Source organism: Deltaproteobacteria bacterium, from assembly GCA_035063765.1.
Classification (GTDB): domain Bacteria; phylum Myxococcota_A; class UBA9160; order UBA9160; family PR03; genus CAADGG01.
Genome location: JAPSFT010000021.1, coordinates 55,234 through 74,320 on the forward strand (window position 1 = coordinate 55,234; position 19,087 = coordinate 74,320).

A 19,087-nucleotide genomic window follows, 5' to 3' on the forward strand; every position below is an offset into this window, starting at 1 on the left:
CGAGGCTCGCCCTCCCAGCGCGACCGGCGTATGGGGGTGAGATGACTGCCGAGAATGCGCGCTGCTACGGCGTGGCAGCCGCGGATTGATGCGCCTGGGCGAGCTCTTCGAAGAGCTTCGCCTGCGTGTCGTAGAGACGCGCGAGCTGCGTGCAGTGCCTCTTCTGCTGCGCCGCGATCGCGGGCTCGAGCGACCCCGAGTAGTGCTCCGACATCCATCGGTGTCCATCGGCCTTCTGTCTGGCCGCCGACGCCTTCGCCCGGAAGTGCTCGGCGAGAGCCTCGTGCTCGGCGGGCTCGTCGGCCGATTCGACGAGCGCCCGTTCGAGAGCTGCCTCGTCCTCGTACCGGGTCTGCGCCGACACCGCGAGCGGGAGCGCTACCAGGATGGCGCCCGATAGGAGTAGCGCGATCCGAGTGGACCGGGCGTAGCATTCCATCACGAACTCGTTGCTGACCACCCGCGCTCCTTTCGTCTCGGCAGGAACCGACGGCACACGATCTCGCGGGGGCGTACGAGGGGCGAGGCCGCCTGCGAGCGGCCTCGCCGCACTCTCACTGCTGGGCTGCCGCGTCCGCGTGGGCTTTCGCCATCTCGTCGTAGATCTTCGCCTGCTGGTCGTTCGTCGCCGCCAGGTCGCTGCAGTGCTTCTTCTGCACGTCGGCGACGGTGGGCTTGAGCGTCCCGGAGTAGTGTTCGGCCATCGATCGGTGGACCTTCGCAGCGTTGCGCGCCTCCTCGGCCTTGGCCTTGTAGTGGTCGGCGAGCGCCTGGTGCTCGGCCGGGGTGTCCGCCGAAGCAGCAAGGACCTCCTCGAGGCCTCCCGTGCCGTGGTGCATTCCCTGAGCAGCCGCGAGCAGCGGCATCGCGAGCAGCAGTGTCCCGGCCACGATCCAGGACACGATCGAGAAGTTCTTCACGGTGATCTCCTTTGGACGAGCATGCACAACGCTGCACCACGCAGCATCGCTTCATGGGAATACGGCGCGGGTCGATCACGGTGACAAGCCACCGCGACTGCGTGCTCGACGTGGTCGCGTGGGGCGGGAAGCCCACGCTGTCGGTCAGGACGAGCGGAGTGCTTGCTCGGCCTTCACCAAGGTGAGGACCTGCGAGGAGAGACGCGCAGAGGCCTCAGTCCGAAGTGATCTGCCTCTCGCGCGACGGCTCGACCGCACCAGGGGCGGGCACCTGCCACGGCATCGCCACCCACGCCTTGGGCGCCAACGATCGAGTTCCGACGGGCGGCTCGGCGACCCGGGGCGCCACGGGCCACGGCATCGCCACCCCTGCCTTCGGCGCCAATGATCGGGTGTCCTTCGGCGTGATCGCGACCTCCCTGTCCTTGTCGACCCGGTAGGGGCCGTTCTCCTCGAATCTCCATGCGGCCGACGCGACGAGCGGCGGCCACAACACCGCGGATGCGATCAGGGCCAATGAGAGTCGCCGAATGAAGCGCATCGACACCTCCTTGACCGCGCCCTCCGGCGGTTTCCGACCGGCACGCGGCTTCCTGTACCGGAATACGCACACGGTCCTCTCGTGGTGACAGGGGCCGGCAGAACGACGTTCACCACGCCCGATGAAGGATCTGGAGTCCGCGCCGGACGCCTCGGGCGGCCCCCACCCCGACCCAGCAGCCCACCGCAAAACCCGTGGTCCAAGAGATCAGCGTGGTCCACGAGGAGCCCAGCGACTGGACGGCCACGGCCGGCCACACCAGCACGAAGAGCAGCGCGGAGGAGAGCAGCACGCCCGGGACAGCCCAGCTCGCTAGCGAGGCGACGAGCGACGCCCCTGCACCCGCGATGATCGCGAAGCACAGGCCCAGGCAGAGGGTGCTGGCCTCGAACCCCAAGCGCCCTTCGGCAAACGAACCGACCGGGCTTCCGATCCACCAATCCAGCATCTGGGGATGGGGGCAGGCGATCCCGACCGCGGATGCCACGGCGAGTCCCAGGAGCGCTACAGCGGACGCCTGCGCGACCGGCCACCGGCGTGAACCCACTCGCAACAGGATGAAGGCATACGCCACCACGAGAACGCCGGACCACGCAGCGGCGCAGAGGGCCAGCTGGAGCGGTTGCGCCCGATCGTCCGAACCGCGCGCGAACAACGCAACGGCCATCGAGGCGGAGATGAGACCCAGGGCGCCCGCGACGGCCAGCCGTCGGATGGTGCGGCCGCTGGTCCGATCGACGTCGCGGGCAAGGGCGTCGCGGATGCCGAGGCGCACTCCCTCGCGAACTGCCTCGCTGGCTCGCAACGATTTACGAGGATCGCCTTCATCTCCGATCATGCTCGATTCCCACCGCGCTGTCGCGAGTGCGTCGGGGCCCGCGACCCGGCCTGCTCCAGGCGCACCACCGGCGCCCCGAGCGCAGGAGATCGCCACAAGTCGCGGAGGCTGCGATGCGCTCGACATGTCGAGGGACGGGATGGAGCCGCAATGACCGCGCCGCGACCAGAGCACCCCGCTCTCGTCGGCATGCGGAACGCTCCACGACGAACACGCCAGGACCGCGTACCCTGCGCCTCAAGCGCGTGTCTCGCGTAGCGGCCGACTCGTCCGGCGTCCGGATGTCGCATGAGGTCCCTGTCATCAGGGCATACGCGACCGCGCACCAGAAGGTGACCGCGTTCTAGAAGGTCATGGCTCGCGGATCTTCCTTGCGGACCTGCAAGTGCCGGCCCTCATCCACTGGCCGGCCCCTCAACGGTTCCCGGCGCCTCCAGCGGCAGGTGCCACGGCCGTCCGCAGCAGGCGCAGGTGCGCCCGAACCCCGCCGCGCGACAGCTGCAGCTCATGCGCCACCAGCTCTCGAGCAGCAGCGCGACCGGCGCTGCGGCGTCGTGCAGGCGGCGCTCGTCGTCGGCATCGAAGGCGCGGCCTGCGGCTCGGAAGACTTCCACCACCGCGAAGACCTCCGCCCGCGAGTCCGCGAGCGGGAGCGCGAGGAGCGCTCCCGAGGCCGGCCGGCCGGGGAGGTCCACGGAGGCATCGAAGCGCGCGTCGTGCTCGATTGCGCCCACGCGCACCGCCTCCCCACTTCCGGCGGCAGCGCCCGCGATGCCGCGATCGAGCGGAGCGAGGGGCGGGCGGCCCACCGCCGCGGCGGGGCCGCCGGGCTCGCGGAACCGCAGGGTCGCGGCGTCGGCGTCGAGCAGCGCTGCGATCCGGGTCGAGAAGGCCTCGACCACTTGCTCGAGCAGGCCCTCGAATGCGTCGCTCTGCACCAGGTCGACGACGTCGAGCAGCGCGCGCGTTTCCCCCGTGATCTCGGCAAGAAGATCGCCGAACGCGGTCGCCGGGAGCGCCGCCAGACGGCGCACGAGATCTCCGTTGCGGATCTCGCGCACGAGGAGCCGGAGCCCGCGCTGGGTGTCGTTGGTGACGGCGCCCATCAGCGACGACAGCCGACCGTCCTCGAGCGCCAGGATGCGATCGGCCACATCCAGGATGCGGCTGTCGTGCGTGACGAGGACCACGGTGACGCCGTCGCGTCGTGCGAGCGTCTGGAGCAGCTCCACCACTCCGCGGCCCGTGGCGCGGTCGAGCGACGCGGTGGGCTCGTCGGCGAGCACGATCTCGGGCCGCCGGGCCAGCGCGCGGGCGATCGCGACGCGCTGGCGCTGTCCGCCGGAGAGGCGGCTCGGATGGGCATCGGCCCGGTCCGCGAGCCCCACCGCGTCGAGCGCCTCCCGGGCGCGGCCCGCGAGCTCCGCGTCGCCGAGCGCACGGTCGAGCTCGAGCGACATCCGTACGTTCTGGAGCGCCGAGAGCGACTCGAGCAGGTTGTGCGCCTGGAAGACGTAGCCGATCCGGCTCCGCACCGACGCGAGCTCGTGCTCGCCGGCACCGCGCAGCTCGCGCCCCAGCACGCGCAGGCTCCCGGCCTGCGCCGAGCGCAGCGCGCCGATCAGCGTGAGCAGCGTGGTCTTGCCCGAGCCCGAGGGCCCAGTGAGGATCACGATCTCGCCCTTCCGGATCCTGGCGCTCACGTCGAAGAGCACCTGCCGGCGCAGCTCCCCCTCTCCGAAGGCGTGGTCCAGGTGCTCGACGACGATCGGCTCGCTCATCCGAAGACCTCCGCCGGGTCGGCCGCGCGCACCTTGCGCAGAGCCATCAGCGCCGAGACGCCGCACATCGCCAGCGTCAGCAGGAAGACTCCCGCAGCGCGCCCGGGTGTCATGTGCAGCGGCAGGCGCGTCGCCTCGGTCGTGACCGCGTAGAGGACGAGCGCGATGCCGAGTCCCGGCACGAAGCCCAGCACCGCGAGCAGCGAGGCCTCGCGCAGGACGACGGCGGCCAGGTGGCGGTTGGTGTAGCCCATCGCCTTGAGCGTCGCGTACTCCGCGAGGTGCTCGGATACATCCGCGAAGAGGATCTGGTAGACGACGACTCCGCCGACCACGAGACCCATGATCGCGCCGAAGCCGAAGACGTACCCGATCGGCGTGGTCGAGCCCCAATAGCTCACCTCGCGCGCGACGTACTCGTCTCGTGTGAGGATCTCGACGTCGCGCTCGAGCGCCGCGGCGAGCCGCGCGCGCACCTCCGCCGCATCGGCGTCCTTCCGGAGGTGAATCAGACCGAGGTCGATGAGGCCGGGCGCGCGATCCGGGAACAGGCGCAGGAAGTTCAGGTCGCTCGTCACGAGGCTGCCGTCGATCCCGAACGACGTGCCCAGATCGAAGAGCCCGACGACTGTGATGCGCCGATCGTTCACCTCCGCTACGAGCGGGCCCCGCGCGCGCACGGCCGCTGCCACCGGGCCGAACTCGGGGCGCGCGGCGGCGTCGAAGAGCGCGACGTCTGGCTGCGCGAGCGCCGCGAGGCGCCGCTCGACGGCGGGCAGCGCGAGCACGTCGTGGGCGGGGTCGAAGCCGACGACGAAGACGTTGCGAGCTGCGAACGTCCAGGGGTTCTTCCAGAAGGCCTGCGACAAGTAGATGGGCGTCACGGCGTCGACCTCGCGATCGCCCAGGGCCTGGTAGAGCCGCCTGCGCGTGAAGCTCTCGGGAAACCCGATGAAGGGCGTCTTCGGGCTTACGAGCACCAGGTCGTATCGGAAGCGCTCGTGGTAGCGGACGGCGCTCTCGTACATCGCGCGCTGGAAGCCGAGCTGCATGGAGACCAGGATCACGGCGAAGCCGACGCCCGCGAGTGCAACGGCGAGCCGCAGCGTGTCCTGCGAGAGCTGCAGCCAGGCGAGAGGGACCCTGCGTGCCATGCCGTGCTCCCGGGTCAGGGCCCGATCAGGACCTCGACGCGCAGGTTGGTGAGCGCGGAAGCGAGCTCCGGCTCGAGCAGGCGGACCTCGACCTCCACCACGCGCGCGTCTGCATCCGCGACCGGATCGGTGCTGAGGACGTCCTTCTTGCCGATCTTGAGCCCGACGCGCTCGACCGCTCCCGCGAGCTCGTGCGGGAGCGCCGGGCTGCGGATGCGCGCCGGCTGCCCGACCTCCACACGACCGATGTCGGTCTCGTAGACCTCGGCGACGGCGTACATCGCGTCCGTGTCGCCGAGCTCGAGGATGCCGTCCGGCCCGACGCGCTCACCGGGTCGCGCGTGGACCTCGAGCACCCGGCCCGCGAGGGGCGCGCGCACCGTCAGGAGCTCGAGCTCCGCCTCCGCGCGCGCGAGCGCGGCGCGCGCCACGTCGCGCGCGAGAACCACGTCCTCCAGGGTGGATTCCGCGACGACACCCCGCCGGCGCAGCGGTTGCTGGCGCTCGACCTCGCGCTCGGCGCTCCGCAACTCGGCGCGCAAGCGCGCTGCTTCCGCGCGCTCGACGCCGATGCCGGCCAGCGTAGCGAGCACCTGTCCGCGCTCGACGCGGTCGCCCTCCTCGACGCGGAGATCCTCGATCACCACCGCGGGGCGCGGAGGGCCCGCCACGCGCACGACGCCGCGCCGCGGCTCGAGGCGTCCGAGCGCCGCCACCTCGGCGAGCGTCTCCGGTACGAGCGCCACCGGGCCCGGCGGGCGCGGGGGCGCGGAGGCGACACCCTCCAGCGCGCCGATCGAGATTGCGCGCAGCTCGAGCCACCAGAACAGAGCCGCGCCGCCGAGCACGAGGACGACGACGGCCACCGCGAGACTTCTCGTCGGGCGTCTCATCGACCTCCCACCGGAACGCGGCCCGGCGCTCGTCACCTGAGCGCCGGCGCCGGGATCCGCTACGCCACCCTACCCCGCTCCGCGCACACCGCTAGCGGTGTCGCACGAAGCAGTGGACACCGATCAGCCCCGTCGCAACGAGCGCAACCTGGATCGCCACGTCTGGTCTCGGCAGATGGCGGAGACGCCTGCTCCTGCAGGTGCTCCGCCTTGCCACGGCGAGCTCCGGCGGAGCTCGGCAGGCTCGCATCGGTATACGCCTCTCCGGGCGGAATGGTGACCGCATGGCAGGCATCCAGAGACGAAGCCCGGTCCGCATGTCCCCGGATGCAACGAGGCTCCGTATCCACGAAGGTCGAGGGAGTAGACGGCCCAGCGACGCACGGAGGCGACCATTGGCTCAGTTCCTGGGCGACATCGCTTTTCTGCTGGAAATGGCGCTGCTGGCTCTCGGGCTCGTACTGCTCGAGCGGGCCGCGAAGGAACGAGCCGGCCTGATGCGGCTCGCGGGCGTTCTGCTGGTCACCACCGGAATCCTAGGACCCCTCTGCACCGGCTACTTCTGGTTCCGCTACTACGGGCAGGGCGGCTTCGACCACGCGCATCCTCCGATGGTGGACGCGATGGGTGAGATGCCGATGCCCATGCCCGAGGGCGGGATGCCGGGAGGCATGCGAGGCGGCCCGACACCAGACCAGGGCGCCCACCAGCACAGCCCCTGATCGCCGCCGCGCGCCCAGTAAGGCCACGGCCCGCCGTTCAGGCGGGCTCGGCCTCCCACGCCCGCACAACGTCGAGGTAGACGTTCTCCTCACGAATGATGCGGAAGCCGGCGCGTGTGACATTCGTCGCCGTGTCGCGGTTCATGTCGGGCCCGAAGCGGCGGGTGATCGGGGTCAGCAGGTCCTGCATGACCGCGATGGGGGTCCACCGGCTGCGGACATGCTCGAAGAGGAGGATGCGGCCGCTGGGAGAGACCACGCGCCGAAGCTCGCGCAGCCCGAGCACGGGCTCCGGGACCGAGCAGAACGTGCAGACCGTGACGACGGTGTCGAAGGTTGCGTCGGGGAACGCAAGACGCCGGGCATCCATTCGCGCCAGGGCCAGGCGGCCCGGATACGCCGCCGCACGCAGTCGGGCGCGTTCCAGCATTCCCGCGCTGATGTCGATCGCCACGACATCGAGACCCGGGGGAAAGTGGTGGAAGTCGCCGCCCGTGCCGGTGGCGAGCATCAGGCAGCGGCCCTCCATGCGGGCAAAGAGCCGCCGCTTGGCGGCGCCGAAGCGGTAGTCGTCGGCGCGCGTCTGCCGATCGTAGACGCGGCTCGCGCGATCCCACTTCCGCGCAAGGAGAGAGGGCACCCGGGAACGCTAGCCACTGCCCGAGCGGAGTGCCCGGTCGTACACCTGGCACGACGCCACGACCGCGACGCCCACCACCAGGGCGACCCAGATGACTTGCGGCCACGAAGCCGCCTGCATCGAGTCGCGCATGCCGAAGAGCATCCCGCCGTACATGCCGACGAGGCTCCCCGGCACCATCACGTGGAAGAGGCCGACCAGCGAGCCGAGGGCGACGAGGACGATGAGGTGGACTGCAATTCCCAGCGCAGCGCCAACGCCCATCGCGAGGACGAGGTCCCAGCTCGGATCGACGATTGCATGAACCACCGCCGCGACGAGCACCGCCGTAAGACAGCCGGCGGCGTAGTCCCCCACCGCCGAGGCCCAGAGCCGGCCGATCACTTCTCCCCTCCCTCCGGAGCCCAGGCCTGGATCCGGACTCCGATCGTTGACCCGACCGTCGGGCGACTCGTGGCCGAAGCCGACGCGTGCGACGAGGAGAGCATAGGGCGTCAGGCGATAGCGGCCTTCACCGCATCCACCGACTCGCCCCGCGCAGAGGCGATCTCCCTGTACTCGAGGCCCCAGACTTTGCGTCGAGCGGGATGCGTCCTGCTCACGAGCGATGGCCTCAGCTGGTGCTCCCGATGTCACTTCGGGAACCTTCGCTCCGTAGGGAGATGGAGAATCGGGTGAGGGAGATTTGAATGCGATCCATAGCCGCGGCCCTACTGCTGCTCTCGGTCGCCATGACCGCCGGTGCGGCTGCCTTGTTCCTTGGCCTCTACGACGTCGCGGCCACCGAACCGCATTCCGCGGCCGTCCGTTGGCTGCTCTCGACGGCGATGGAGCAGGCCGTCGAGCGGCGCGCGGATGGGATCGTGGTTCCGAACGGCCTCAGCGATCCGCGGCGTATTCACTCCGGGTTCGTGGGGTACGACGACATGTGTGTCGGATGTCACGGCGCACCCGGGATCGAACGCGGCGTCGTCGGCGCCGGTCTGAACCCGCGACCGCCGGAGCTGCATACCAGCGAGCAAAGCTGGGAGGCGGCAGAGCTCTACTGGATCATCGACCACGGCATCAAGATGACGGGCATGCCGGCGTTCGGCCCCACTCACGACGACGAGCAACTGTGGGATCTGGTCGCCTTCGTGACGGCGCTGCCGCACCTGTCCGCCGAGGACTACGCCGATCTGCGTCGGCAACGGACCGGCTCGCGCACTAGCGATGGCAAGGCAGGAGGAGGGCATGAGCATCGCTGACTGGAAGCCCGCGCCGCGGGCTGCGAGCGCGCATTCGATGTATGAGACGACCGTGGATACACCTCCGTCCGAGCACCGCGAGTTTCAGGGGTCACTGTTGTCCCCGCGCGGCGAGCAGCCCACTCCGGCGCCCGACCCGGCGATCGCCGCGCGCGGTCTCCGCACTAGCATGCGTGGCCGCGCGCGGCGATCAGGCCCAGGCTCAGTCCGAAGCCAGCGGCGCTTCCGAAGCGGAGGCGCTACCCGGCTGCCCGATCGGTCTCGTGAAGGCCACCCCGCTCTTGGGGGCGAGGGATCGGGTGCCCGACGGGGGCTCCGCCGGTGCGGGAGCGATCGGCCGCTGCATGGCCACGCCGGGCTTGGGTGCCATCGATCGCGGCTCCGCCGAGTCGTTTCCGATCGGGGTGGCATCCACCCGGTGCTCCCGGTGCGGACCGCTGTCTTCGGCGTTCCATGCCGCCGAGGCGACGAGGGGCAGCCCGGACGCGACGGCGCCGACCAGCGCCATCGAGAACAAACGATGAGCAAAGCGCATGAAGTCTCCTTCGGAGCGCCACCCTTCCCCGCGATGCGGGAAGAGCGGCGTTTCTCGCACCGGAATACGCACGGTCTCGCGTTCGGTGACACCCGGTCGACGCTGCAAGGTTCCCGACAAGCCGCTGCCACCCGGAGAGGAGGCGTGCCTGCGCGTCGGAGCTCACCCCCAGATTGTCCGGAAGGAGACGAAACGGCTCCGGAAGCGCTCTCAGCGCACAGGCCGGACACACGCGATCGAGGCTGCCGGACGGCACGCCGGCTGCGCCATGGAATGCCCATTGAAGAGTCACTGGTGACCGGTCACTGATCAGGGCGATTCGTCGGCACGAGCGCGAGGAGCATCGTGCGACCCTCCTTCGTCGGCACGGCGCTTGCGTAACCCGCCAGCATGAGCGAGGAAGCCGGCTACGACGGTGCGACCTGGCGGCGACGACCGCTGGGATGGATCGCCGCAATCTGGATGCTGATCGCGGCACCGGAGGCCATCGCAGCCAGGGCCGTCGAGGAAGCCGTGGGCCCTGTCGCCGTGAGACATCGCATCCACCTTCCCGATGGCTCGCAGATCATGCTGCGGCGCGAGTATCGCGTGATCTTCCGAACACCGATGCGCTGGAGCGAGGGGATGCGACTCGAGCGCGTCTACGTGGCGGACGCCAAGGCGAGCGGGAGTGCATCCCGCGCGACGTGATCGCGCATCGGTACCATCGGCGCGAGCTGTCCTGACTCGATGTCCGGTATCTAGACCCACGCCTCAGCATCCTCTTGCCGCCTTCCAGACGCGTCGTGGCAAGTAGCCAACCGGCTGACCCCAACCTCGAACCGATAGATCACCGAGGAGTCGGTTCGGTTCAGTTGCTCGGCGATCGCCTGCAACCGGCAGACCCTGTCTTCGAGGTCGCGGGGCAGCTCTCGCCGCGCGGCAAAGTTTCGGAAGCAATAGCGGGAGCCCGGCGGTCCGCATCCGACGGTGAGTCTCAGGAGGTCGTGGAATCGTGCCTCCGACATCCAGCAGCTCACATCGGATAGCGACCACTTCATGCGACCCGCAGGTCGGAGCCGGGCAGCGAGGTCTCGCAGATCGACACCTTGGATCTCGAGCTGATCGAGGTGTTTCCGAGCAAGGTCGAATCCGCTGGGCGTCAGATATAGGGGAAGCGGGCTCCGTGCGGTCAGTCCGCCGTCGTAGGCAAGCCGCAGCAAGTAGCTATCTCTCACCAGGTTGGAACTGGCATAGTCGATCAGCCGGTGAGCAACATAGGTACCAACGCTGGCTTCGGTCGAGCGAAGGAAGCTCGGATCCTGCGCGATGGGATAGATGACTAGAGGGTGGGAGAACAGCTTCCACCAGAAGAGGCCTCGATCGACGCTTGCACGGTGCGCCTCTAGCAGCGCCTGCTGCGCATCCAATGTGGTCGCCTGGAAGAACGGCTCTGCCCAGCGCATGAGACCAAGGGCCCTGAGCCTGCGCATGAATCGGATCAGTGCAGTTTCCGTGCGCCCTGCGAAGAACGGCCCCGACTCCACGAGCCGACGCCTGTTGTCCCAGTAGTTTCGAGCGCTCCTGGAAAGGGACTGGCGGATCGCCCAGTAGCGATCGAGGCGATCGGGTTCATCGCCGATGCCAAGGAAGCCCTGGAACCCTGCCAGGTCGAAGATCTCCATCGCGGCGGCCTTCAGTTCGAGGGCGAAGAGCTGATCCGGGCGCCGGTCCACGGCGATGAGGCGCTTGGGGCCCGCCGTCAGCAGGCTCAGGGCACGGCCACCACCTGCGGCGATTGCGATGACCGTGTCGTCGGCGTCGATCTCGAGCGCGGTCAGCTCGGACCGTGTGTCCTCGTTGTCGGCGCTGTAGAGCGGGCGCCGCCGGTAGGCGTCGATCACGGTTCGCCAGGCTCCTCGCGCATCCGCTCGACAAGCTTGTAGAGGTCTTCGCCTGACTTCATGAGCCGCATGGTTGCGAAGACGCTGTCGGCGATCTTGGGGTCATCCTCGATGCGGTCGAACACGACCTCTGTCGAGGCCTCGCGGCCGTGTTGGTGAACCCACATGCTGGCCGGCTTCAAGTTCCCATTCGCCTCCTTCTCGATGCGGTCTCGTGCCAGCACGAGCGACTTGATGGGCTCGCTGGAGCTTGCGCCAAAGAGATCGAGGCGCAGGAGGGCCAAGCGCTCGCGCTCGACGATCGCGACTGCCTTCGAGTATTGAGAGTCTGGAGGCGTCCGAGCTTCGACGACATAGGCCGGCGCGTCTTGCTCGACCGTATCCGGAAGGCGCCGCAACTGGTAGCGCCTCCAGTCGTGGTGCTCGAGATCCTCGAAGGAGAGGTCACTCCCATAGAAGGAGTCGCCCTTGTGGCTGGCGAGGACCCGGCGCGGGCGCTGGAGGTCCCGCTGGTAGATCCAGGTGTCGTTGCGGCCATCCCCCTCCTCGATGATCAGGAGTGCGCTGCCGCGGAGATACTCGGGCTCCGTGAAGCGGAGGAGCGTTCTACCACGCCCGTCGACCTTCTTGTAGACGACGTCGAAGGACCGGTAGGTGACCCGGTCGCCGGCGCGGTGAATGCGAAGCGTGACGCTCCGCACCGACGGGTAGTTGAACATACGGTCGAAGGCTGTCTGCACGATCTCGAAAGCAGACGGCTCGGTAACGTCTTCGATCTCCTCGGGAGCGCCGAGGCCCGTGCGCGCCAGCGCGAGGGCCCCGATGATGAGTGCGGCCAGGAACCTCACCGTCGCCGCCGCTTGAGCGCGTCCAGACCGAGCCGGGCAGCCCGGCTCCGCCACTCCCCGCGCGTCATTCCAAGCTCGCGCCGTGCTGCCTCCTGATTCCAACCGTGCCTGCGGTAGACGTCCAGCATGTTCTGCGCGAGGAGCTGGTCTTCAGGGCTCAGGTCCGGGTTCATGGCGACGAGCGCCTCGACGAGGTGCATCCGCTCCACCGGCCCGTCGCCATCTCGCCAGAGGATCACGTTCTCCAGCACCGCTCGCAGCTCGCGAACGTTGCCCTTCCATGGGCAGCGGGTGAGTGCCAGGAGGAAGCCGGGATCCAGCTTCGGCGCCGGCACCCTCGCGGCCTCGGCAATCTCTGCCACCAGCGCGTGAGCAATCATGTCGATGTCGCCGATCCGCGCACGCAGGGGCGGGAGATGGATCGTGGCGCCGCGAAGCCGGTAGAAGAGGTCCTCGCGGAACGCACCCCGGCGCGACATCTCAGCCAAGTCCCGATTGGTCGCGGCCACGATCCGCACGTCCACCCGCCGTGAGGACGTTCCGCCGACGGGCCGGATCTCTCGAGTCTCGAGCGCGCGCAGGAGCTTCACCTGGACCGGCAGCGGGGTATCGCCGATCTCATCGAGGAAGAGGGTCCCACCCCCCGCGCCTTCGAAGAGGCCCTGGCGGGCCGCAACCGCACCGGTGAACGAGCCCCGAGTATGGCCGAACAGCTCGCTCTCCAGCACTCCCTCTGAGAGCTCCGGAACCGACACCGAGACGAACGGACCTCGACCGCTTTCCTCATGGATCGCTTGCGCCACCAGCTCCTTCCCCGTCCCGGTCTCGCCGTGGATCAGGATGGTCGTGGTGCTCGGGGCGAGGCGGCGGATCGCGGCCTTCACGCGGCGCATGCCCGCCGACGAGCCGATCAGCCGCTCGGCGCCGATGCGCTGCTCGCCACGTTCCCGCCCGCCGCCGGTCCTCAAGCTTTCGGCGATCGTGGGGAGGAGCTGGTCCGCGACGCGGAAGGGGAACTCGAGGAAGCGCACGGCGCCCGCTCGCCCCGCTGCGAACACCGCCTGGGCGTCGGCGCCCGCGCTGTAGAGGACGAACGGCACCTCGAGCGTCTTGCGGACGGCGCGCAACAGCGCCAGTCCGTCCATCGGGTGCATGCGGTAGTCGCTCAGGATCAGGTCCACGGGACTGCGGCGCAGGGCCTCCAGCGCTTCTCGGCCGTCCCGGGTGCAGATCACCCGGTAGCCCGAGGACTCGAGCTCGCCTGTGAGCAGGGAGCGCGTGCCTTCGTGGTCTTCAACCAGCAGGATCGAGGGCGCTGCTGTCATCGCTTTCCCCTGGACGGAACTGCGGTAGCCGGATGCGGAAGACGGTGGAGCCTGGTCGGGAGGTGACTTCGACGGTGCCACCATGCATGTGCACGATCTCTCGGCAGAGTGAGAGCCCAAGCCCGAACCCGCTCGGCCCGAAGCCGACCCCGGGCTCGAAGATCTCGTCGAGCCGGTCCGGCGGGATCCCATGTCCTTCGTCGACCACCTCGAGCTGGATCCAGTTGCCGCGGTGACCACGATCCCTGTCGAGCGTCGTCCGCACTGCGATCCCCTGTCCTTCCTGCGTGGCTTTGACCGCATTGTCGAGCAGGTTCTCGAGGACCGACAGCAGCCGGCTCGGGTCCGCGAGCATCGGCAGGCGCGGTAGATCGTGCTGGATCCGAAAGTCTCGACGTGCCCCGCTGGCTCGGGCCGCCTCGACGGCATCGTCGACGATCCGGACCAGGTCGATGCGCTGGAGATCGAGGCGAACGCCGGAGTGGAAGAGGAGGAGATCGAGCCGGCGCGACATTTCGCGGCTCGCGGCGCGGATGCGTTCGAGGGTCTGGGAATGACCCGCCGGCAGCGACGCCGCGAGCTTCTCGACACGGTTGCGCACTTCTTCGGTCGGCTTGCGGAGCTCGTGGGCCACACCGCGGACGAACTCGGCATGCAGCCTGCGCGAGTTGATCGTCGCGATCTCCTGGGCTTGCCGCTCGACCTCTCGCTTCAGGTCCGCGAGCAGCTCGAGGCGGCCGAGCGCGAGCGCGGCGAAGGCAGCGAGGGTCTCGAGCTGCGGCAGCAGCTCCTCGCGGCGGTTCGGCAGAAGCCCTTCGAGATCCATCGAGCGGGCCAGCTCACCAGGGAGGGCCAGCCGCAAGGACCGGATGCGGCCCGGCCCGGGAAGCTGCCACTGGACCGAGACACCGTGAGCGTCGCCGAACGCGCGCAGGGTCGCGAGCACATCCTGCGGGTGTTCCGCCTCGCAGATCGCTCGGGCCGACCGCAGGACCGCCTGTCGATCAGCGAGCGCACGTTCGAGGGACGTCGTCTTCTGCGCGACCTTGGCCTCGAGGTCGGCCGTTGTGGCTGCAGCCTCCAAAGCCGTCGTCGCCACGTGTCGCAGGCTCGCGAGCATTCGCTCGTGCTCGTCGCCATAGGGGAGCCCATCGGCACGTGATGCCAGGACGACGATCGCCTTGGGGGCGCTCTTCGGCACCAGCGGCAGGACGACCTCTGCCAGGTCGGGACCGGGGTCTTCTGCCCTCCCGCGCCTACGGACGATCCGCTGCGCCGGCGCTCCCTCGCGCAGCCAAAGATGAAGGCCACCGCGGACGAGGGGATCCCCGCCGGCCGCGGCCACCAGCCGGGTCACGCAGCGAACACGGCTCGCGCCGAGGTGAGCGGCGATCAGCGCCTCGACCCGCTCGAGCACGACCCCGGGGAGCCGGGCCGCCGCGAGTTCGCGGCTGGCCTCTTCGAGGAACTCCTCGAAGGCTCTCTCCCGGAGGATCCTGCCGGCTGCACCGCGGCGGAGACCGAAGTGGAGCAGCTGGTAGAGAGCCGTCGTCGTCAACGCCACAGGGACGACTTCGGTCGAGACGGCAGCCGCGGGCTCTCCGAGCAACGACAACGTCAACGACACCAGCCCGCTCGCGCACAGGAGCGCGATGACCGCCGACAGCCCGGTCAGGAAGGCGCGCCGGATCCACACCGGCGGATCGAGCAGGCCGTAGCGGACCACAGCCCAGGAGATGGCGGCCGGAAACGCAAGCACGGAGAGCGCGAACGGCTTCCGCAGCGCGAGCGGAGGCTGCCCGCCCCAGAGGAAATAGACGAGGGGAACAGCGCTACCGAGTCCAAGCCCGAAGAGCAGCGCCCGCGTTCGCGCCCGCTCGATCGGCGTCATCGTCCGGATCGCGGTCAGGCTTCCGATTGCCAGGATCGCGGCCGCGACGAAGGTGGAGCCGATCGCGATCTTCTCCAGGGTGTTCAGGAAAGTGGCCTCGTGGAGGTGAAGCTGCGCAAAGCCGGCCGGGAAGAGCCAGAAGACGTAGGGCACGGCAACGACCCCCGGCGAGCGAAGTCGCGGAGCCACCACGGGGAAGCGCATGGCGAGGTGGATCAACGAGGCCGGAAGCAGCGTGAGACCCACTACGCCGAGCCGCGACCGCAGCGACGGAATTCCATGGAGGCCTGGATCCTCAGGGAGGATCAGATCGAGCTGCGCGAGCAGATTGGCAGCCACGCACCAGGAGAGTGCAAAGAGCGGCAGCGCAACGGGATGGCGGCTTCCGAGTGCGATCGTCAGGCCGAAGACGAGGAACGCGGCGCCAAGGAAGATCGGAGGCCAGTTTCTGCTGATCACCTGCCAGCCGGGCAAGGTCACTCGACCCGCGTGTGCGACCGCGGTCTCTCGACCGCGTGCCACCCGCAGCGTTACCGAGGGGCTCGGACTCTGCTCGATGGCACTCAAGAGCTCCGCCCGATCGCGCGGGAAGACGGTCTGCTGCTCGTCAGCGAGCACGACATCCAGGACCCGGTCGTGGATTTCGAAGTCGGTGTTCAGCGTCCCGAGGAAGGCGGCTCCAAACGGGACGCGGAGCGCATCATCGACGGGGGCATCGAGACTGCGAATCGGACGCGGGAGCTGCTGTGGAGCGGGCCAGACGACGACCCAGGGGACCGTAACGGCCGCCACCACGATCCAGGGTCTCAGCGTTGCCCACGACTGCATGCCTACACCTTCGAGTCCTCGCGCCACAGCAGTGCAGCCGGCAGGAGCAGCAGGTCCGCGAGGAGTGCCATCACGATGCCAAGACTCGCCAGGAGACCGAACGCGACGAGCCCGCCCCAGCTCGAGAACATGAGGACGGCGAAGCCGAGAGCGAGGCAGATGCTCGTGACGACGATCGCCTCGCCCACTGTCTTGAGGGCGATCGTGATCGCTTCGAGGCGACTCTTGCCCGCACTCCGCTCCCGCTGGTAGCGGAGCGACATGTGAATCGTGTCGTCGTCGTTGATCGAGATCAGGACGGCCGCCACCATCGTGTTCGCCGGATCGACTGCGATGCCGAGCCAACCCATCACGCCGAGGAGCGCCAGCACGGGAAGCAGGTTGCAGAGGGTCGCCAGCGTTGCGAGCCCCGGCGACGACCAGAGAAGCGCCCAGAGAGTCACGGCGACCACTCCGAAGGCGCCCCCGAAGCTCCCCCACTGGGTCTCACGAATCCGCCGCTCCGCCAGCGCCGCGAGCTCGAGCCCACCGGCAAGCTCGACTCGGTAGCCCTGAGCTTCGACCTCGCGGTTGACTTGTTCGATGAAGCCCCGCACGCGGTCGACGTAGGGAAGCTGTTCCTGGCCGTTGAGCCAGCTGCGATGAACGGAGATGCGGGCTCGATCTCGATAGGTACGACCTCCCTCCGCGTCGGACGCAGCCTCGCTCCAGAAGGCGGAAACACCTTCGTGGGAAGCGACGAGCGGCATCTCGGCTTTGGCAGCCGCAACGAGCGCCTCGAACGACTCGGCTCGATGACCGCGGTCGATTCGATACGCCTCCTCGAGGAAGTCCAAGAAGCTCCAGGCGAATCCCGTGCTCGGCTCCTGATCGAAGTAGCGTTCCAGGCGCTCCAGGAGCCGCAGGGTCTCCTCGTCGTAGATCCGCTTCCCTTCCGGAACGGTGACGACGAGTTCGGTGGTCATCGGGCGCCGGAAGTTCGCCTCCATGAAGCGGACCGACCGGAGCACCAGGGACTGGTCGCCGAAGTCCACCTCGTAGTAGAGCCGGGGAATCCCGAGGGCGAGACCGACGAGCACCACTGCGCCAGTCGCCAGCACGAATGCGGGCCGGCTCCTCACTGCTGCAAGCGCGGCGTTGAGGAGGTCGCGCACCATGCCGAGGCGAACACCCTGTGTCCCGCGGCTCCGGGGCGGCCTGAGACACAGCAGTGCGGGGAGAAGCGTGAACGTGCCGATGAAAGCGAGCCCGAGGCCCATGCCCGCGGCGAGCCCGAACTGCCGGAAGCTCGTGAGATCGCTCAAGAGGAACGAAGAGAATCCCGCCGCGGTGGTGAAGCCAGCCCAGAGACAGCCCGGACCCACCTCGTCCGCCGCCTCGATCAGGGCTGCGGACGGCGTCGCAGCTCCATGACGGACGAAGGCGGTGATCAGATGGATCGCCGCCGTGATTGCGATGACGACGAGCACGGGCGGCAGAGCCGCGAGGATCGAGGTCATCGGGAACGACAGGAGTGCCAGGATCCCGTGGATGGCCACGGTGAGGCCGCCGACGGCCAGGACCGGAAGGATCGTGAGCCAGACGTCCCGGAAGAACCACCACAGGATCGCCGCGATCAGGACGAACATCAGGAGCGTGAGCTTCAAGGAGTCCGAGTCGAGGTCGTCGTCCGCAACGACCGTCCAGACGGGATCGCCAGCGACGAAGATCTCCCCACCGAGCTCGTCCTGATAGCTCGGAACGAGCTCGAAGATGGCGTGCACGACGTCGCGGACGGGCTGGCTCTGCAGCGATTGGAGCTCGACGATGATTCCGCCTGTTCGTCCGTCCTTCGACACCACGATGTTCGAGAGGAACGGCTCCGAAAGCGAGCGATCGACGAGCGCACGCCAGTCGTCGCTGAGCTCGTAGCGGCCGTCGCCATCCTGTCGGGCGATCGTCTGCGTTTCGAGCGGTCCGATCACGATCGGGGCGTTCAAGACGCTCTGCGTCTTGCGGACGTTCGGCAGCCGATCGAGGTCTCGCTGCAGCCTCCCGATGAACTCGAGCGCGCCCTGCTCCCGAACGGAGGCGCACACCCTGCTCCCCGGGCAACCGAACACCACGAGGACGTGCAGCCCGCTGTCGAATTCCTCGAAGAAGTCCGAGAGGCGCTGTACGGCCGGATCGTCGGGCCCGAAGTACGCCGCGTAGCCGACTTCGCTGGTGAGCTGTGCAGCCTGAAAGAGCAGAGCCCCGGTCAGACCGAGGCCCATGAGGACCGTGAGGAGAGGTCGTCGAACGCTCAGCTCGGTGAGGCGACGAGCGAGGCTCGAGACGCGGTCCAGCATCTTCGCTCCCCCGGCTCGGGCCGGGGGCCCCGCCGCGAGGAGATTATACCGGCACAACTCGCCCTAAGCGTACGAATCGCCAAGGTTTTTCCAAAACCAATCGCAACCAAGAGGCGCAGCTGCGCCGCCAAGCGTCCAGAAATCAAACATGTTCTCGCAGATGTGGGGTCTCGCGCAGCGGTAGTCGTGATGCCGTGGCGACGCGCTCGGAAACGCCACGGTACCTGGCAAACCGTCGTCCATCATGCCGCGCGCCCGCGCGGGCTTGTCCTTCAGCCAGCGAGCAGCTCGGCACGGTCGCGGTAACCTTGGATTCGAAGCCGTGAACTCTTTCGCCGCCTTCGTCGCCGCAGCGTTCTTCGAGATCGCGGGATGCTTTGCCTTCTGGGCCTGGCTGCGTAGCGGCTGGCCGGCCTGGGTCGCAGTGCCGGGCGTGTTGAGCCTGGTGCTCTTCGCGGTGTGCCTGACCCGCGTGGACGCCGCCTACGCTGGCCGCGCCTACGCCGCCTACGGCGGCATCTACATCGCCTCGTCGCTCGCATGGCTCCGCGGCGTGGAAGGGATCATCCCAGATCGATGAGACCTGATTGGCGCCGGAATCGCCGTCCTCGGTGCCATGGTCGTGCTGCTCGGGCCCCGACCCTGAGTTGGGGCTGGCGAGTTCGCGCAGACAACCCAGGCAGAGAGGCATGCTCGGCGTTTGGACGGATC

Annotated in this window: 18 protein-coding genes and 1 pseudogene; 4 read left to right on the top strand and 15 right to left on the bottom strand. The window is 68.7% G+C overall.

Annotated elements, in window-relative coordinates; all coding sequences use genetic code 11:
• Window positions 1–64 precede the first annotated feature (64 nt).
• The 7 genes from OZ948_15325 to OZ948_15355 all read right to left on the bottom strand — a co-directional run bounded on the left by OZ948_15325 (window position 65) and on the right by OZ948_15355 (window position 6,100).
• The gene (locus OZ948_15325; GenBank protein ID MEB2346099.1) at window positions 65–460 is read right to left on the bottom strand and encodes a hypothetical protein; all 396 of its coding nucleotides are present in this window, start codon (window positions 458–460) and stop codon (window positions 65–67) included.
• Window positions 461–554: 94 nt separating this feature from the next.
• Window positions 555–920, bottom strand: coding sequence for a hypothetical protein (locus tag OZ948_15330; GenBank protein MEB2346100.1), 366 nt, complete (start codon window positions 918–920; stop codon window positions 555–557).
• A 214-nt stretch (window positions 921–1,134) separates the two neighbouring features.
• Complete coding sequence (locus tag OZ948_15335; protein MEB2346101.1) at window positions 1,135–1,467, bottom strand: hypothetical protein; 333 nt, start codon at window positions 1,465–1,467, stop codon at window positions 1,135–1,137.
• Between the two features lie 103 nt (window positions 1,468–1,570).
• On the bottom strand, window positions 1,571–2,299 hold the full coding sequence (locus OZ948_15340) for a hypothetical protein (GenBank protein MEB2346102.1): 729 nt from the start codon (window positions 2,297–2,299) through the stop codon (window positions 1,571–1,573).
• A 395-nt stretch (window positions 2,300–2,694) separates the two neighbouring features.
• Window positions 2,695–4,080 (bottom strand): ATP-binding cassette domain-containing protein, encoded by a 1,386-nt coding sequence (locus OZ948_15345; protein MEB2346103.1) that lies wholly within the window; start codon window positions 4,078–4,080, stop codon window positions 2,695–2,697.
• Window positions 4,077–5,234: an ABC transporter permease DevC gene (gene devC / locus OZ948_15350; protein ID MEB2346104.1), complete on the bottom strand. Its 1,158-nt coding sequence runs from the start codon at window positions 5,232–5,234 to the stop codon at window positions 4,077–4,079. Before devC ends, OZ948_15345 begins: the two co-directional genes overlap by 4 nt.
• A 14-nt stretch (window positions 5,235–5,248) precedes the next feature.
• Window positions 5,249–6,100: an efflux RND transporter periplasmic adaptor subunit gene (locus OZ948_15355; protein ID MEB2346105.1), complete on the bottom strand. Its 852-nt coding sequence runs from the start codon at window positions 6,098–6,100 to the stop codon at window positions 5,249–5,251.
• A 422-nt stretch (window positions 6,101–6,522) separates the two neighbouring features.
• On the opposite strand from OZ948_15355, the gene OZ948_15360 reads away from it, so the two are divergent.
• On the top strand, window positions 6,523–6,849 hold the full coding sequence (locus OZ948_15360) for a hypothetical protein (protein MEB2346106.1): 327 nt from the start codon (window positions 6,523–6,525) through the stop codon (window positions 6,847–6,849).
• A 37-nt stretch (window positions 6,850–6,886) separates the two neighbouring features.
• Here the strand turns inward: OZ948_15360 and OZ948_15365 are convergent, their stop codons facing one another.
• Both OZ948_15365 and OZ948_15370 read right to left on the bottom strand, forming a co-directional pair.
• Complete coding sequence (locus OZ948_15365) at window positions 6,887–7,489, bottom strand: methyltransferase domain-containing protein (GenBank protein ID MEB2346107.1); 603 nt, start codon at window positions 7,487–7,489, stop codon at window positions 6,887–6,889.
• A 9-nt stretch (window positions 7,490–7,498) separates the two neighbouring features.
• Window positions 7,499–7,873, bottom strand: a complete 375-nt coding sequence (locus OZ948_15370; protein MEB2346108.1) for a hypothetical protein — start codon at window positions 7,871–7,873, stop codon at window positions 7,499–7,501.
• A gap of 305 nt (window positions 7,874–8,178) precedes the next feature.
• On the opposite strand from OZ948_15370, the gene OZ948_15375 reads away from it, so the two are divergent.
• A complete protein-coding gene (locus OZ948_15375) occupies window positions 8,179–8,736 on the top strand; it encodes a cytochrome c (GenBank protein MEB2346109.1) in 558 nt (185 codons plus the stop codon).
• 202 nt (window positions 8,737–8,938) lie between these two features.
• Here the strand turns inward: OZ948_15375 and OZ948_15380 are convergent, their stop codons facing one another.
• Window positions 8,939–9,391 carry a hypothetical protein gene (locus OZ948_15380; protein ID MEB2346110.1) on the bottom strand — a complete coding sequence of 151 codons (453 nt, stop codon included), beginning with the start codon at window positions 9,389–9,391 and terminating at the stop codon, window positions 8,939–8,941.
• A 270-nt stretch (window positions 9,392–9,661) separates the two neighbouring features.
• On the opposite strand from OZ948_15380, the gene OZ948_15385 reads away from it, so the two are divergent.
• Window positions 9,662–9,961, top strand: a complete 300-nt coding sequence (locus OZ948_15385) for a hypothetical protein (GenBank protein ID MEB2346111.1) — start codon at window positions 9,662–9,664, stop codon at window positions 9,959–9,961.
• Between the two features lie 50 nt (window positions 9,962–10,011).
• Here OZ948_15385 and OZ948_15390 read toward each other — a convergent pair whose 3' ends face one another.
• The 5 genes from OZ948_15390 to OZ948_15410 are packed head-to-tail and all read right to left on the bottom strand — an operon-like array spanning window position 10,012 to window position 18,376.
• Window positions 10,012–11,154 (bottom strand): DUF3419 family protein, encoded by a 1,143-nt coding sequence (locus OZ948_15390; protein MEB2346112.1) that lies wholly within the window; start codon window positions 11,152–11,154, stop codon window positions 10,012–10,014.
• Window positions 11,151–12,002 (bottom strand): outer membrane lipoprotein-sorting protein, encoded by an 852-nt coding sequence (locus OZ948_15395; protein MEB2346113.1) that lies wholly within the window; start codon window positions 12,000–12,002, stop codon window positions 11,151–11,153. The genes OZ948_15390 and OZ948_15395 overlap by 4 nt, the downstream gene beginning before the upstream one ends.
• Window positions 11,999–13,327, bottom strand: coding sequence for a sigma-54 dependent transcriptional regulator (locus OZ948_15400; GenBank protein MEB2346114.1), 1,329 nt, complete (start codon window positions 13,325–13,327; stop codon window positions 11,999–12,001). The genes OZ948_15395 and OZ948_15400 overlap by 4 nt, the downstream gene beginning before the upstream one ends.
• Window positions 13,296–16,046, bottom strand: a complete 2,751-nt coding sequence (locus OZ948_15405; protein ID MEB2346115.1) for an ATP-binding protein — start codon at window positions 16,044–16,046, stop codon at window positions 13,296–13,298. The genes OZ948_15400 and OZ948_15405 overlap by 32 nt, the downstream gene beginning before the upstream one ends.
• A gap of 2 nt (window positions 16,047–16,048) precedes the next feature.
• Window positions 16,049–18,376 carry an MMPL family transporter gene (locus OZ948_15410; GenBank protein ID MEB2346116.1) on the bottom strand — a complete coding sequence of 776 codons (2,328 nt, stop codon included), beginning with the start codon at window positions 18,374–18,376 and terminating at the stop codon, window positions 16,049–16,051.
• A 322-nt stretch (window positions 18,377–18,698) separates the two neighbouring features.
• Between OZ948_15410 and OZ948_15415 the strand changes: the two are divergent.
• A pseudogene (locus tag OZ948_15415) lies at window positions 18,699–19,022 on the top strand (YnfA family protein).
• Window positions 19,023–19,087: the final 65 nt, after the last annotated feature.

Bases quoted from the DNA above. Each gene is read 5' to 3' on its own strand.
- OZ948_15400 (MEB2346114.1), bottom strand. From the start codon at position 13,327: ATGACAGCAGCGCCCTCGATCCTGCTGGTTGAAGACCACGAAGGCACG.
- OZ948_15345 (MEB2346103.1), bottom strand. From the start codon at position 4,080: ATGAGCGAGCCGATCGTCGTCGAGCACCTGGACCACGCCTTCGGAGAG.
- OZ948_15405 (MEB2346115.1), bottom strand. From the start codon at position 16,046: ATGCAGTCGTGGGCAACGCTGAGACCCTGGATCGTGGTGGCGGCCGTT.
- devC (MEB2346104.1), bottom strand. From the start codon at position 5,234: ATGGCACGCAGGGTCCCTCTCGCCTGGCTGCAGCTCTCGCAGGACACG.
- OZ948_15385 (MEB2346111.1), top strand. From the start codon at position 9,662: ATGAGCGAGGAAGCCGGCTACGACGGTGCGACCTGGCGGCGACGACCG.
- OZ948_15410 (MEB2346116.1), bottom strand. From the start codon at position 18,376: ATGCTGGACCGCGTCTCGAGCCTCGCTCGTCGCCTCACCGAGCTGAGC.
- OZ948_15340 (MEB2346102.1), bottom strand. From the start codon at position 2,299: ATGATCGGAGATGAAGGCGATCCTCGTAAATCGTTGCGAGCCAGCGAG.
- OZ948_15375 (MEB2346109.1), top strand. From the start codon at position 8,179: ATGCGATCCATAGCCGCGGCCCTACTGCTGCTCTCGGTCGCCATGACC.